At 69.0% G+C, this 13,873-nt stretch carries 12 protein-coding genes; 6 read left to right on the top strand and 6 right to left on the bottom strand.

All coding sequences use genetic code 11. The features are described 5' to 3' along the window. Positions 1-29: 29 nt before the first annotated feature. Positions 30-1,406 (bottom strand): outer membrane protein assembly factor BamB family protein, encoded by a 1,377-nt coding sequence (locus tag ACWGIH_RS30165; RefSeq protein WP_453449902.1) that lies wholly within the window; start codon positions 1,404-1,406, stop codon positions 30-32. Beyond that, the gene (locus ACWGIH_RS30160) at positions 1,403-1,954 is read right to left on the bottom strand and encodes a SigE family RNA polymerase sigma factor (RefSeq protein WP_453449900.1); all 552 of its coding nucleotides are present in this window, start codon (positions 1,952-1,954) and stop codon (positions 1,403-1,405) included. Before ACWGIH_RS30160 ends, ACWGIH_RS30165 begins: the two co-directional genes overlap by 4 nt. Positions 1,955-2,079: 125 nt before the next feature. On the opposite strand from ACWGIH_RS30160, the gene ACWGIH_RS30155 reads away from it, so the two are divergent. Next, positions 2,080-2,733, top strand: a complete 654-nt coding sequence (locus ACWGIH_RS30155; protein WP_453449899.1) for a Type 1 glutamine amidotransferase-like domain-containing protein — start codon at positions 2,080-2,082, stop codon at positions 2,731-2,733. Positions 2,734-2,796: 63 nt separating this feature from the next. Here ACWGIH_RS30155 and ACWGIH_RS30150 read toward each other — a convergent pair whose 3' ends face one another. Next, positions 2,797-3,249, bottom strand: a complete 453-nt coding sequence (locus ACWGIH_RS30150) for a winged helix-turn-helix transcriptional regulator (RefSeq protein WP_453449898.1) — start codon at positions 3,247-3,249, stop codon at positions 2,797-2,799. Between the two features lie 282 nt (positions 3,250-3,531). On the opposite strand from ACWGIH_RS30150, the gene ACWGIH_RS30145 reads away from it, so the two are divergent. Continuing rightward, positions 3,532-4,725 (top strand): MFS transporter, encoded by a 1,194-nt coding sequence (locus ACWGIH_RS30145; RefSeq protein WP_453449912.1) that lies wholly within the window; start codon positions 3,532-3,534, stop codon positions 4,723-4,725. Here ACWGIH_RS30145 and ACWGIH_RS30140 read toward each other — a convergent pair. Beyond that, a complete protein-coding gene (locus ACWGIH_RS30140; RefSeq protein ID WP_453449911.1) occupies positions 4,694-5,950 on the bottom strand; it encodes a glycosyltransferase family 4 protein in 1,257 nt (418 codons plus the stop codon). The genes ACWGIH_RS30145 and ACWGIH_RS30140 overlap by 32 nt on opposite strands. A 235-nt stretch (positions 5,951-6,185) precedes the next feature. Here ACWGIH_RS30140 and ACWGIH_RS30135 point away from each other — a divergent pair, with 235 nt between their 5' ends. Continuing rightward, a complete protein-coding gene (locus ACWGIH_RS30135) occupies positions 6,186-7,355 on the top strand; it encodes an acyltransferase family protein (protein WP_453449897.1) in 1,170 nt (389 codons plus the stop codon). Positions 7,356-7,378: 23 nt separating this feature from the next. Here the strand turns inward: ACWGIH_RS30135 and ACWGIH_RS30130 are convergent, their stop codons facing one another. Further along, the gene (locus ACWGIH_RS30130; RefSeq protein ID WP_453449896.1) at positions 7,379-8,935 is read right to left on the bottom strand and encodes an SGNH/GDSL hydrolase family protein; all 1,557 of its coding nucleotides are present in this window, start codon (positions 8,933-8,935) and stop codon (positions 7,379-7,381) included. Between the two features lie 344 nt (positions 8,936-9,279). Between ACWGIH_RS30130 and ACWGIH_RS30125 the strand changes: the two genes are divergently transcribed. From ACWGIH_RS30125 to thpR, 3 genes are all read left to right on the top strand, one after another. Beyond that, a complete protein-coding gene (locus tag ACWGIH_RS30125) occupies positions 9,280-10,266 on the top strand; it encodes a hypothetical protein (RefSeq protein WP_453449895.1) in 987 nt (328 codons plus the stop codon). Between the two features lie 135 nt (positions 10,267-10,401). Beyond that, the gene (locus ACWGIH_RS30120; RefSeq protein ID WP_453449894.1) at positions 10,402-12,543 is read left to right on the top strand and encodes a hypothetical protein; all 2,142 of its coding nucleotides are present in this window, start codon (positions 10,402-10,404) and stop codon (positions 12,541-12,543) included. Between the two features lie 72 nt (positions 12,544-12,615). Beyond that, positions 12,616-13,206: an RNA 2',3'-cyclic phosphodiesterase gene (gene thpR, locus ACWGIH_RS30115; protein WP_453449893.1), complete on the top strand. Its 591-nt coding sequence runs from the start codon at positions 12,616-12,618 to the stop codon at positions 13,204-13,206. Here the strand turns inward: thpR and ACWGIH_RS30110 are convergent. Beyond that, entirely contained in the window at positions 13,203-13,835 is a 633-nt protein-coding gene (locus tag ACWGIH_RS30110; protein WP_453449892.1) for a CGNR zinc finger domain-containing protein, read from the bottom strand. The genes thpR and ACWGIH_RS30110 overlap by 4 nt on opposite strands. Positions 13,836-13,873 lie beyond the last annotated feature (38 nt).

The raw sequence follows: 13,873 nt of genomic DNA, 5'->3' as shown, positions 1-13,873 counted from the left end.
GAATGTCCCGGCCCGGCGCCCCGCGAAAGTCAGTGGCCGACCCCCGGCAGCAGGGAGACGATCTCGCCGCCCCTCCGTACGACCAACGTGTCCTTGTAGAGCAGGAGTTGCGCCGACCTCCAGAAGCCGGCACCCGGCTTCGGCTCGCCGAAGTCCACGTGTTCACGCCAGACCCGCTCACCCGTCCTCAGATCGAGGCCGGCCAGATCCCCGCGCTCGCCGAGGAAGTACACGACCCCCTGCGCCATCGACACCACGGGAGAGGCGACATCGTGCATGGAGTCCTCGTCGGGCAGCTCGACGCCGACCGGGCCCGTCCACAGAGTCCTTCCCGTGGTCAGCGAATAGGCCGAGGCCTTGCCCTTCCAGTTCACGGTGATCAGGCGGTCACCGACGAGATCCAAGGAGGCCAACGCCCCTCCGACCCGATAGGAATGCGAGGTCTGCTTCCCGGTGCCGCTGATGGTGGTCAGCCGCAGGTCCTTGCGGGCGTTCGTGTCCAAGCCGACTGCCGGGTCGTTCGCCGCGGTCAGGACCATGTGGCCTCCGGAGGTACCGACGAGCTGCTGCCCGCCGGGCAGCGTGGCGACCTTCCTGGCATCTCCGGTGGCGGGATCGAGTCGCAGGATGTCGGTGCTTTCGGGCTTCTCGACGTCCGGCGTGCACGCCAGATGGGGCACGCCACCCAGCACCGCGCGCTGGCACGCGGCCCCCTTGTCCCAGGTGTGGCGCCACTTCTCCTTGCCGGTCCGCGGGTCGAGGGCCGACATCGTGCGAAGGTTCGGCGTGTTGGCGAGGACCGCGCCGTCGATGAGCATCGCGGCCTGGTCGGTGCGGTCGTCCTGCGGCATCTCGACCGTCCACAGCACGTCGCCGTCGTCGGCGTCCACCGCCATCAGATCGGTGCCGCCGGCGTAGTCGCCGTTCGGTTCGTTCTGCGCGGTGTGGTTGCGGTAGGCGTAGACCACGCCGTCGCGCACGGCGAACGGGTGGTCGATCCCGTCGCCTTCACGATTGACCTTGACCGTCCACAGCCGCTCGCCGGTGTTCGCGTCGAACTTGGCGGCGTCGTACTTGGACCCGCTGCAGTACAGCGCGGAGCCGTCCACCAGACAGCCCCGCTCGGCGGCGCCCGCCGTGTCCTTCTCCCACGGCTGCCAGCCCTCCGGCGACACCGCGGGCCGTGCGGGGCGGTCGTCGTCGGTCACACCCGCACCGCCGAAACCGAACAACGCCCCTACGGTGATCGCGGCGACAGCCACCGCCGCCCCCGCGACCTGCGAGAAGCGGCGCCGACTGCGCCGCCGCTCCACCTGTTCGGCCAGGTCCCCGGGCGCGCGCACCTGATCCAGGGCGACCGCGTGCAGCGTCTCGCGGACCTTCTCCTCCACCCGCTCCGTCGTCATCCCTGCATCTCCTTCGGCGTGTAGCTGAGCGACTGCGCCTGTTCCACGGGCCTTTCGGGTCCGAGCTCCGGGACGAGCGCGCGGAGCTTGGCGAGCGAGCGGTGCGCCGTACTGCGCACCGTGCCGACCGGGCACCTCAACAGCTCCGCGACCTCGCCCTCCGGCAGATCCTCGAAGTAGCGCAGCACGACCACGGCCCGCTGCCGCTTGGTCAGTCGACGCAGCGCCGCCCACAGCGCGACCCGCAGCTCGGTGTCCGACTCGGGGCCTGCCGCACCGCCGGACTCGGGCAGTACGGGCACCGTCGTCTCGGCGCGATGTCTGCGCAGCCGCCAGCGGCTGACCTGCTGGCGGTACAGGACTTGGCGGACATACGCCTCGGGCTGCTCGATGTGCGCCCAGCGTCCGTAGGCCTTCATCAGCGCAATCTGCAGCAGATCCTCCGCCGCATGCCGGTCCCCGCCGGTGAGCAGCACCGCCAGCCGCAGCAGCGCGGTGGAGCGCATCGCTACGAACTCCCGGAACTCGTCGTGACTTGAGGCCTCCATCGACCCTCCCCTTCTTCGCAACCATCACGACGCGATGGACCGCCCCCAGCTATCCCTCGACGGACGAGATTATGTGCGCACAAAATCTTGGTGCGGCCCCGGCGGGCGCCGATTAGGGTCCGGGCATGCGCATGTACCTCTCCTCTTTCCGCCTGGGCGACCACCCCGAGCAGCTCCTCGGTCTACTGAGTGGGGCCGGGGTGCGGCCGGAGATCGCCGTGATCGCGAACGCCGTGGACCAGCAGCCCGCGGACGCGCGCAAGGCCGGCGTGGAGCGGGAGATCGCCGCGCTGGCGTCGTTGGGACTGCGGCCGAGCGAACTGGACCTGCGGGATTTCTTCGACCGTCCCGCAGACGAAGTGGAGGCTGCGCTGAGCCGTTTCCCGGCGCTCTGGGTACGCGGCGGCAACGCGTTCATGCTGCGTTACGCGCTGGCCCGAAGCGGTGCCGACGCCGTGGTGACCACCCTCCTGGAACGCGACGCCTTGGTCTACGCCGGGTACAGCGCCGGAGCGTGCGTCCTCGCCCCCAGCCTGCGCGGACTTGATGCCTGCGACGACCCGACCGTGGTGCCCGAGACATACGGCGCCCCCGCCGTCTGGGACGGCCTCGGGGTCCTCGACCACGCGGTCGTGCCGCACGTCGACTCGCCCGGCCACCCCGAGACGCAGGCCTGCGATGCCGTGGCCGCCAACTACCGGGCGGACGGGGTCGCCCACCGGACGCTGCGCGACGGCCAGGCCCTGGTCGTCGACGGCGCGGACGTTCGCGTGGCCTGACACCCGGCTGACACGCGCCACGAAACGGCCGTCGCCCGACGGCCGTTGTTCAACAGCCGTCGCTCACTGGTCGGAGACCTTGTGGACGGTGGTGTCGTCGGGGTTCAGCCGTCGTCCGTCCGCCGACAGCACCTCCAGCGGACGGAGGCCACGCCCCTGCCGACGGTCGACCAACTGCGAGTGGGGTTCGCCGGGGCCGAAGAAGTTCTGCTCGCCCCACTGCCGCAGCGCGACGATGACGGGAAAGAGCGCCTCACCCTTCGGCGTCAGTACGTACTCGCGATAGGCACTGCCGTCCGAGGCGGGAACGGACTCCAGGACACCGCCCGCGACCAGGCTGCGCAGACGCACGGTGAGGATGTTCTTCGCCACCCCGAGGCTGCGCTGGAACTCCCCGAAACGGCGACTTCCGTCGAAGGCGTCGCGCACGATCAGCAGGGACCACCAGTCGCCGATGGCGTCCACCGACCGGGCGACCGGGCAATCACTGTCGTCGAAACGCGTCCTGGTCACCATGCGGTCCTCATCCTCGTCTCTCACTGGCTCTCACGGCTCACCGACTCTCACGACGGTTGCAACATGCTACCAACACGCGCTACTTTCGCCATCAGCAGTGGTAGCAAGTTGAAACCAGAAAGCGAAGGGGCGCCGATGCACGGCAGCAACGAGACCTCCGCACGACGGACCGGGGCCGGGTCCGGATTCAAGTCCGCGTCTGGGTCCGGGTCCAGGTCCAAGCCCGCGCCCGGGTCCCGGAGCAGGGAAGGTTCCGCGTTCGTCCTGACGCGTGGCGTCGTCATGCTCTTCGCCGTCGCCTGCGGAGCCTCGGTGGCCAATGTCTACTTCTCCCAGCCGCTTCTGGTGACCATGGGCCACGATCTCGCCATGAGCCCGGCCCTCGTCGGCAGCGTCGTCACCCTCACCCATGTCGGATACGGCCTGGGACTCTTCTTCCTCGTGCCGCTGGGCGACATGGCCGACCGCAGACGGCTCATCGTGGTCCAACTGCTGTTCCTGGTCATGGCGTTGATCGTGGTGGCCACCGCCCACACAGCGGCGGCCCTGCTCGCGGGCATGGCCGCGACGGGCCTTCTCGCGGTCGTCACACAGACGTCGGTCGCCTTCGCGGCCGCGCTGGCCCCACCCGCCGAGCGCGGACGGGTGGTCGGTCTGGTCACCAGCGGCGTCGTCATCGGGATCCTGCTCGCCCGCACCGCGTCCGGGCTCATGACTGATCTCGCGGGCTGGCGCTCCGTCTACCTCGCCTCGGCGTCGCTGACCGTACTGCTCGCCCTGATCCTGTACCGAGTACTGCCCCACCACAGCGACGCCCCGTCGACAACAACCCTGCGCTACAACGAGCTCCTGCGCTCGACCATCACCCTGTTCGCGCGGGAACGACTGCTGCGGCTCCGGGCCCTGTTCGGCCTGCTGATCTTCGCCGCCTTCAGCACGCTGTGGAGCAGCGTCGCGCTCCCGCTCAGCGAGGCACCGTACTCCCTGTCCCACAGCGCGATCGGGGCACTGGGGCTCATCGGCGTCGTCGGCGCCCTGGCCGCGACCGTGGCGGGACGCCTGAACGACCGCGGACTCTCCGGGCGGACGACCGGCATCGCCCTGGCGCTGCTCGCCCTCTCATGGCTCCCCCTGGCGTTCGCCCGCGGCTCGCTCTGGGCCCTGGTCGTCGGGGTGATCCTTCTCGACCTCGCGGTACAGGCGGTGCATGTCACCAACCAGACCCTCGTCCACGCGCTGCGTCCGGACGCGGGCAGCCGGCTGATCGGCGGATACATGGTCTTCTACTCGGTCGGCAGCGCCATCGGCGCCATCGCCGCGACCTCCCTCTACGCGGTGGCCGGCTGGGGTGCCGTATGCGCGCTGGGTGCCGCGTTCAGCTGCCTCGGGCTCGCGTTGTGGGCGCTGACGCGGCACGAGCCCGGGAACGGCCGGCCGATGCCCCTCAGTGGAGCCTCTGCTTCACTGCGTCCTTGAGACCGTAGGCCGCGCCGATCGCTGCGCCTCGGGTCCGGTGCGCGACGGCCCTGAACCTCCCGCTCGTGTCACCCCGGCCCGTCAGTCGCGCGCAGGTATCAGCGAAGCGGTCCGCGATGAGTGCGGGCTCGTAGCGCGCCGAGGAGGCTTGGGCCGCCTCGGCCATACGCTGCCGGAGCTCGTCGTCGTTGATGAGTTCCAGGAGGTTGCGGGCAAGCGCGCTCGCATCTCCCACGGGCACGAGACGCCCGTCGATGCCGTCGGAGATGATCTCTCTCGGCCCCAGGGGACAGTCGGTGGAGACAACGGGCACGCCGCACCGCATCGCCTCGACGATCGTCATGCCGAACGACTCGTGGTCCGAGGCACTTGCGGCAAGCCCCGCCTTGAGCCATTCAGGATCCAGGGGCGAGACCGCGCCCATCAGAGAAGCGTGCTTCTCCATTCCCAATTCTTCGATGAGGTTCTGGAGTTTCGTTCCGTGGCCTCCCGCGATTCCTGGCCCGAAGATGCGGAGAACCCAGTCGGGACGCTCGTCACGGACTCTGTCGAATGCCCGGATGAGGAGGTCGTACCGTTTGGGCGGAACGAGTCTCCCGGCAGCGACTACCGCCTTGTCCCTGCTGCTCGGCGCCGATCCCGATGGCGCGGGGACGGGATTGGGAAATGCTTCGACGCGCACGCCCGGCAGCGTCATCTTCTTCCGGTAGATTTCCGCGTCCGCCTGGGTTGTCGTCGTCAGCATGTCCAGCCGTGGATACAGCCGACGCAACGTCATGCGGAGTGCCCGCGGGTGATTGCTGAAGGTCAGGTGCTCCTGCCCCACCCGCAGCGGACCCCGCTTGGCCTGCAGACAGATATGTGCGTTCAGACCTGGCCGCGTGCCCACGACGACGTCGCTCGTCAGAGTTCCCAGGTGATGGGCGATCCGCTGATCGGTCAGTGCGCTGTAGTACGGGTACTGCGTCTCGCCGCGAGGGAAGACGGCAGCCGGTCTGCGGGCCTCGGGCAGGTCGCCCTCGTACCCCGGTGTCCCCTCCCGCAGGTCCACCAGGTGCCGGAGCAGGATGCGGGGGTGGAGGGGGAACACGGGTGCGTCCCGGTGCCGGTAGACCGACACGATCTCCACGTCATGCTGTTCGACAAGCGCGTTGGCCAGATTGATGGTGGTACGGATCGTGCCGCCGAAACCGAAGGAATTGTGGATGAGGAATGAGATGTGCAAGGTGCCGTGGCTCCCGTAGCCGCACTCCACAAGGAGTCGCCAAGGCCCCGGAACAATGGAAATTGCACAGACGGGGCCACTCTTCATGCCAACGACAGGGCCGACCGAAGGTTGCGAGAAGCAGAAGGCGCCCAGAGCGCCGGCACCCCCTCGGATGAGTGAAATTATCGGGCAATATGGAGGGACTCGTGCGCAGGTACCGAATCGGCCGCCCGGGTGCTGATGTCGTCCCTGCATGCGCAGCAGCAACCGGCAGTACCTCGTGTCCGTGGATCACCTGCGTGCCTATGCTGCCGTGCTGGTCCTCCTCTGCCACGGCACGCACATGATCTCTCCGCTTCTCAGGGAGACCCCGAACCGGGACGCGCACGGCTGGCTCTATTCGGAGAACCCGCTGGCGACCCTGGTGCTGGAAGGTCATTCCGGGGTGGCCCTTTTCATGGTGCTGTCCGGATTCATCTTCACCATCGGCACCCTGGGCAAGGACGTCCACTACGGCCGGTTCCTGGGCAATCGGGTGCTGCGGATCTTCCCGCTCTACATCGCGTTGATCGTTCTGGGCATCGGCGCACACAAGCAGGGCGCGAGTCTGCTCGCGGTGGTCCAGTCCCTGGTCGGTCTGGGCAATCTGCCCGGCTCCCTCAGCCTGGGCGCCGTGTCGAGCATGTGGTGGGCCATCGCGGTCGAGTTGCAGTTCTACCTGCTGTTCCCGCTGTTCAGCAGACTCCTCACCAAGCGCGGGCCTGCCGCTCTGGGCAAGCTCCTTGCCGCCGTCACCGTGATCCGTGGCCTCGTGTGGGCCTCGGCCACCGGCAGCATCAGCGTGAACTCGATGCTCTACTACAGCCTCGCCGGCAGGATCGACCAGTTCCTGCTGGGCATGGTCGCCGCCTGGTTCTTCGTGCACCACCGGGAACGGTTCCAGGGGCTGCTGAAGGTCGGCGTCGCGACAACGCTGGTCACGGGCGCCATCTGGGCCTTCAACCAGACCCACTCCTTCCACGAACGGCACGCCACCCGCCTGCTCTGGGTCGACGTGGAAGGAGTTCTGTGGGCTCTGGTGGTGCTGACCTACGTGGCCACCATCTCCTCGACGGGGATCGTGTCGCGAGGTATCGCCAAGGTCGGTGAGATGAGCTTCTCCGTCTACCTGCTCCACTACATGGTCGTCACCGCGATCATCTCCCGCCGCTGGTGGTTCGAGCTGACGGGGCGCCCGGTCGTGGACGCGTTCCTCACCGCGACGGCGGCGGTGCTGCCCATCACCCTGGCTGCGGCCGTGGTCACGTACAACGGCATCGAACGGCCCTTCCTCCGCTGGCGTCGCGCCTACCTCAGCGAGGACGCGCCCAAGCCCGCCGCGCTCCCCCCTGCCCCCAAAGCCGCTGTCGTGTCACCCCGGTAGCGAAGAACCACGCCGACCTGTCATCAGAGCGGGGAGAACACCCGCCGGAACAGGTCCAAGGCCTCATCGGCCCAGCCCATGACGCTCAACGCCGAACCCAGGTTCGCCGGCGGGCGGTTGACCAGCGTGTCGTGGCGGATCAGCCGGTCGAAGTCGACGAGCACCGGATCCGGGCGGCTCGCGCCCCCGACGGGCCGGTAGAACCGCACGCCGGCCAGCCGCATCACGTTGATCACCTCCTGGGCGAGAATCCCGTACCCGACCGTCGTCGGGTGCACGCCGTCGAGCGAGAACAGGCCGCCGTCCGTACGCCGTTCGCCCTCGACGGCAAGGAAGTGGGAGTTCGGCGGCGGCGACAGCGCCCGCAGGGCCGACGGCAGCGGATACGGCTGCCACCACGGCGGGCGGGCCTGCGGGTCCTCGGCGTACCGGCGCGAGGCGAGCCGGTCCATCAGGCCGCAGGTCTCCAGCAGATACCAGTCCTTCCCCTTCTTCCGGGCGGCCCGGACCGTCTCGGTGATCGCGTCGTTGTAGTCGTCTATCGCGTCGTCGACCTGATGGGCCTCCTCCCCGGTGATGCTGGGGTCCCTGCCCGCGTCGAAGTCACGGTCCTTGATCCACGGGCGGGTGTAGTAGGGGAAGTAGCGCGATCCGGGCTGGGTCTTGCCCGCCACACCGCGCGCCATCGGCGCGATCGTGACGTGCGGAACCGTGCACCAGATGACATGACGCGCCTTGATGTCGAAGACTTCCGCCGCCACCTTGCGCAGTTCCGACCTGAAGTGTTTCGGCTGCCAGACGGTGAAGCGCCGCTTGGCGTCCAGATCGTCGAAGCCGGAATCCTCACTCCACTTCACGCGGAGATCGGTCACCGCCCGCAGGGCGTTGTTCGCGCCCAGGAAGACGATCAGAGTCTCGATGCCGTGCTTCGCCCCTGTGCCGTCGGTGTCCTTGCCCAGTTCGGCCGCCGCACCCAGTTGGGTCAGGGCCCCCGCGGCCTGGGGCTGGGTGGGCAGCACGCGCAGGGCGGCGCGCTCACCGGCGTTCTGCACGACCTGGCTCACCAGATCGTCCTTCGGGGTGTCGATCCGTTTGCGGCACTCGTCCGCCGACTTGGACAGGGCGTCGCGCAGGTCCCAGCCGAACACGGCGAGGTTGTGCATGATCGCGGAGGTGGACGGCACGGTCCGGCCAGGACCCCGCTCCCAGTAGTCCTCGACCCGGTCCATCGTGTTGCGCGCCCGGAACAGCGCGAGCGGCGCCTCCCACCAGTCCACGTTCTTCCCGTAGCGGGCGTCCAGGTCACGCAGGAAGAGCTCGAGGTTGAACGGCAGCCCGCCGAAGCCCTCGTACAGGGGGAAGCGGAAGCCGGGGAGGCAGCCCAGCTCGTACGCGACGATCGCCGGATACGACAGGGACGTGTTGAAGACCGCGGCGCTCTGGAAACCCTGCGTCAGCGAATCCCCTATCGCGACCAGGCGGTGCCGGGGCGCGCCCGTCCCCTGCTCGGTGACTTCGACCTTCACCTTGGGATCGAACACGGGCACGCGCGGTTCCCGACGACGTACGGAGTCGGCCATGATTCCCCCTCGGCACACCGCGGCGCACCGGCTGCGCCCCCGCGCGATGCCTCTTCCTGCGTAGCAGAGCCCGAACCTGGCGGCACCGTCCCCGACGCGAAATACGCGGAACCCGGTGCACATCCGACCGGCGCACGCTCCCGACGATGGAGCACGGCCGCCCGGGGACGGACCGGGTGACATTGACTGGTGTCAAGGGCCGCAGTACAAGTCCCCTACGACATCCATGCCCCAGCACCCTTTTTCCGTGGCGGCCGCGGTGATTCACCGGTCGTCCCGGCACATCTCTGACAGGGCCAGCTGGGCGTTCCGTGCGGTCGAGCCCGGAACGAAGGGGGGAAATCATGGGTCTGCGCATCACTGTGGACATTTTCTCGGGGCGCGCCAATCCGTCGTGGGAAATCCAGGACCAGGAACAGGTGCTCGAGCTGATCCAGCTCATCGCGCACCATCAGGAGGCGGTGGCCGACGTTTCCGACGGATTCTCCGGACTCGGCTTCCGTGGAATCCAGGTGGAGATCACCGACGACCTGGACACCGGGGGGCTGCCCGCGGTGTTCAAGATCGCGGGGGGCGGGGACCGCGACCCGTACACCGGAGCCGATGTCGCCGAGCGCCTGCTGGAGACCATGCCGGTCGGCGAGAGCACCGAGCGGCGTCCGGCCGAAGGCCAAGGCGACACGGAGGTGCTCGAGGAGAGCTACCCCGAGGACTTCCGCGAGTCGGTCCGCGAGGAGATCCGGCGCACGGCCCGGGAGGGCGCGGGCGGAGCGACCACCATCGAGCCCACCGAGTCGGGCGGCGTCTCCGAGGCGGACGCCGCGGAGGTCGAGAAGCAGTTACAGACCCTCGTGCACCGGGCCGCGCTGGCCTGCGCGTACGACGTGACCCCGTTCAACCCGGCCTTCTGGAACCGGCCCGACACCCAACCTCACAACAACTGCTACAACTTCGCGGTCAACCGGCGCACCAACACCTTCGCCCAGCCCGGCCGCGCGCACGGCTACACCATTCCGCGCACGGTGCGCTGCGGCGAGGTCTCCACCGGGGCGCAGCGTGACGGTCTGCGGATCTGGGGCAACTGCCAGCCTCCGGGTTCGCTGCGCTACGTGGTGGCGCTCGTCACCGGCACCTTCCCCGGCAACATCCGGGACTACCACTGGTACCGCCTGCACCCGGGCGGCCTCTGGGCCCACAAGCCGGGCGGTACCGCGGCCCGCAACACCGACAACTCCGGTCGCCTCATCACCAATCCGTACACGTGCGACCGACGCCCTTACAACGAATGGTGCGGCCTGTTCCAGACGCACAATGCGCTCGTCATTCGCTGACCCCGCTCGCGGGGAATTCACCGGGGCATCTGCGGAGGACTGACGTCCTCCCCCGTGAACGGTCCGGCCGAAGGGGCCGGACCGTCCTCAACCGTCTGTCAAAAGCTCACCCGAGATATCGGAGGAGTGAGCGCCATGTCCACACCCTTTGGCGATCCCACAGCCGAAACAACGGAATCCGTGTCGCCCGAACTGTACGACGTCGACCTCTCCGACATGGCGGTCGACGAACCGTCGGAGGACATCGCCGACGACTCCTCCCCTGAGGCCGCCACACCCGCTTACCTCCTCGTCCGGGGCAGCTACCGCAGTGTGGGCACCCGCGTCCTGGAGTTGCGGGTCGACGTCGACGGGCCCCGTACGCTGCGCAAGGTCAGCGGGGACTTCTTCAACTCCGGTGGCGGCACCACCAGTTACGGCGGCTCCTTCGTCGTGCACGCTCCGGCCGTCACCTGGACGGCCACCCGTGTGGTGATCACCGGTCAGGGCCGGTTCACCGGGACGACCAGTTTCCCGGTCGTACGGGTGACCATCGCGCGCCGGCGGGTCGGCCAGCAGCAGGCCGCCGCCACCGTGCAGTTCCTCAGGACGTCCGGGCAGGTGGGCGCGGCCTTCACCTGCGCGTTCAGGTCGCCGTACTTCCGCACCATCCAGTGGGAGCAGGACTCCGTCGCCGGCAAGGTGCCCTTCGTGTCCTACGACACCGGCTCCCTGCCCGGGCCGCCCGGCAGCCCGGCAAGGAAGCTGACCGTGCCGCGGGCCTACGCGGAGGCGGGCATCGACGTGCTGGTCTCCAGCGCGGCCAACGTCCTCGGCGACAGCGCGGCCGGCTGGAACAACGCGGAGCTGCACGCCGCGATGCAGACCAACTTCAGCCTCTGGCGGAACATGCCGCAGTGGCGCGTGTGGCTGCTGGTCGCCAGCCGTTACGAGGGCAACGCAGGAGTCCGCGGCATCATGTTCGATGCTGCGGACACCTTCCAGCGGCAGGGCTGCGCCGTCTTCTACGACATCATCAAGGGCACCGATGCCGCCTCTGTCCGCGCCCAGTTGCGTACGTACGTGCATGAGCTCGGCCATGCCTTCAATCTGCTGCACTCGTGGCAGAAGGGCCTCGCCACACCCCCGGCGCCGCTCGGCCCGAACAACGGCTTCGGGGACCTGTCGTGGATGAACTACCCCCAGAACTTCAATCCCGGCAACGGCGCTCCGACCGGCACAGAGGCGTACTGGAGGGCGTTCCCCTTCCAGTTCACCGCCAACGAGATCACGCATCTGCGGCACGGCTTCCACCGTGACGTGATCATGGGTGCCAACGCCTTCGGCAGGGGCTCCGCCGACATCGACCCGGACCTGTTCGACCAGCCCATGGTGGACGACTCCGGGCTACGGCTCGAACTGCGCGGGAAGGAGCACTTCGGGTTCGGTGAACCGGTGGTCGTGGAGCTCAAGCTGGACACGACCGACCTGCGCGGCCGGGACACGCATGAATTCCTGCACCCGGACTACGACTTGGTCAGCATCGCGATCCGGCAGCCGTCCGGCCGCACGCTGCTCTACCGGCCGCTGATGCGCCGGTGCGTCGAAGCGGACGCCACGGCCCACCTCACCGTGGACGGCGCGCCCCTGTACGCGAGCGCCTACGTGGGGTACGGCCAGGACGGGCACTACTTCGAGCAGCCGGGTACCTACCTGCTGCGGGCCGCTTACGTCGCCTCGGACGGGTCCCGCATCGTCTCGCCGGTACTGCGCACGACGGTCCGCAGCCCCTACAACGAGACCGACGAGCAGGTCGGCGAGCTGATGCTGGGCGAGGAACAGGGCACGCTCCTCGCCCTTCGCGGGTCCGACTCGCCGTCGCTCCAGGCCGGGAACGACGCCCTCCAGGAGGTCGTGCAGCACTACGACAAGCACCCGCTCGCCCTCTACGCCCGCATGGTCGAGGGGCTCAACGCGGAAAGGGACTTCAAGTACCTGGCGCCGGACAAGAGCGAGCTGAAAGTGCGCCGCGCCGCCCCGGAGCAGGCCGTGGGTCTGCTGTCACCCGTCGTCGAGGCATCGCTGCACGGCAACGGCGTCGACAACATCACCCTGAACATGGTGATGCGCCGCCTGGCCCGGGCGCACGCCAAGGAGGGCAACTCCGAGCAGGCGAACAGCGTGCTCGACCATCTGGTGAGCTACGCCGAATCGAAGTTCAGGCCGCACGTCGTCGACACCGTGCGCCGCCAGGCGGACGAGACACGGCGGAGCATCAGCGAGGAGCCCGGCACCTGACCGGCCCCGTGCCATGGGTCGCGGGCGGGGGCGCCGGTCGCCGGACCGCCCGGATGCGGTACGAAGGATTCTGTGAACGAACAGAACCCGCCCGCGACCGTTCGTGTGTTCATCGCTCTCGCCCCGCCCGACGACGCGAAGCAGGAACTGGAACGGGCCCTCGCCCCCGCCTACCAGGCGCATCCGCGGATGCGGTGGAACCGCGTCGAGGACTGGCACATCACCTTGGCGTTCCTCGGCGAGGTCCCCGTCTCCGTGGTGCCGCTCCTGCGTACGCCGCTCGCGCGCCTCGCCGCCGCCCGCAAGCCCCTGAACCTGGCGCTGAGCGGCGGCGGGCACTTCGACGAGCGGGTGCTGTGGAGCGGGATCGACGGAGACCTCGAAGAGCTGCGTCTGCTCGCCGACGAGGTGCGTGCCCTGGTGGATGACTGCGGGGTCGCTCAGGTGGGCCGGCCGTTCCGCCCCCATCTGACCCTGGCCCGCGCCCGCCGGGACACTCCGTCGTGCGCGGTGGAAGCCGCTGCCGGGCTCGCCGGGTTCGCCGGCCGCCTCTGGCAGGCCGAACGCCTGCACCTGGTCGCCAGCAACATCGGCCGCGGCCCGGGCCCCATCCACTACCGTGATGTCGGCGTCTGGAACTTCGAAGAGGGCCCGCGCACCTAGGGTTTCCCTGACGGATCTCCGTCGGAAGGAGCCCGATCCGCAGCGTGGTGGCGCTTGTAGTGGCGGGCCGCGCGGGCCCGGTTCCCGCATGAGGTCTTGCACCACTCCTGCCGGCCGTGACTCTTGACGAAGTAGCGCACGCACCGAGGTGCCGTACAGGCACGCAACTGCTCGCGCCACGGGCCGCTCAGGAAGTCGATGGCGGCGCGGGCCAGGGCTGCCGTGAGATCGGCGTGCGGATCCTTCTGCTCTGTCAGCAGCCGGGCGGCGGGGGCTCCTTCGGGTGGCCATTCCAGCTGGGGGGCGACGAGTTGCCCGGCGGCGGTCGCGTTCAGGTGGGCCAGTGCCTTGTCGGCGGGCATCAGATGGTGGGCGTCCGCGGGGCTGGGCGGCGCGGGGCTCACCGCTCGCGCGAACAACGCCCGTACCGCTCGCCGCAGTTCGGTGACCGCCCACCTGAGGTCCTCGTCCGCCGTCAGGTCCCCGGCCCGCACATGGGCGGGCAAGAGGTCTTCCTGAGCACGCGCCCAGCGTGCGATTCCGTCGACCGTGGCCAGGTCGTCGGCGACTCCGCCGTCCCCGTCATGACGGATCGTGCTCGCCAACTCCAGTGCCAGCCAGCGTTCCACAGGTCGCCTCCCCTTGATCGCATCGCCCGGCACACTCT

The organism is Streptomyces sp. NPDC054872, assembly GCF_053610705.1.
This window is presented reverse-complemented; position numbering and strand designations above follow the sequence as displayed.

Coding starts and splice junctions, on each gene's coding strand:
- ACWGIH_RS30145 (WP_453449912.1), top strand. CDS start 3,532: ATGCTCTTCGCCGTCGCCTGCGGAGCCTCGGTGGCCAATGTCTACTTC.
- ACWGIH_RS30125 (WP_453449895.1), top strand. CDS start 9,280: ATGGGTCTGCGCATCACTGTGGACATTTTCTCGGGGCGCGCCAATCCG.
- ACWGIH_RS30165 (WP_453449902.1), bottom strand. CDS start 1,406: ATGACGACGGAGCGGGTGGAGGAGAAGGTCCGCGAGACGCTGCACGCG.
- ACWGIH_RS30130 (WP_453449896.1), bottom strand. CDS start 8,935: ATGGCCGACTCCGTACGTCGTCGGGAACCGCGCGTGCCCGTGTTCGAT.
- ACWGIH_RS30120 (WP_453449894.1), top strand. CDS start 10,402: ATGTCCACACCCTTTGGCGATCCCACAGCCGAAACAACGGAATCCGTG.
- ACWGIH_RS30150 (WP_453449898.1), bottom strand. CDS start 3,249: ATGGTGACCAGGACGCGTTTCGACGACAGTGATTGCCCGGTCGCCCGG.
- ACWGIH_RS30135 (WP_453449897.1), top strand. CDS start 6,186: ATGCGCAGCAGCAACCGGCAGTACCTCGTGTCCGTGGATCACCTGCGT.
- ACWGIH_RS30155 (WP_453449899.1), top strand. CDS start 2,080: ATGCGCATGTACCTCTCCTCTTTCCGCCTGGGCGACCACCCCGAGCAG.
- ACWGIH_RS30160 (WP_453449900.1), bottom strand. CDS start 1,954: ATGGAGGCCTCAAGTCACGACGAGTTCCGGGAGTTCGTAGCGATGCGC.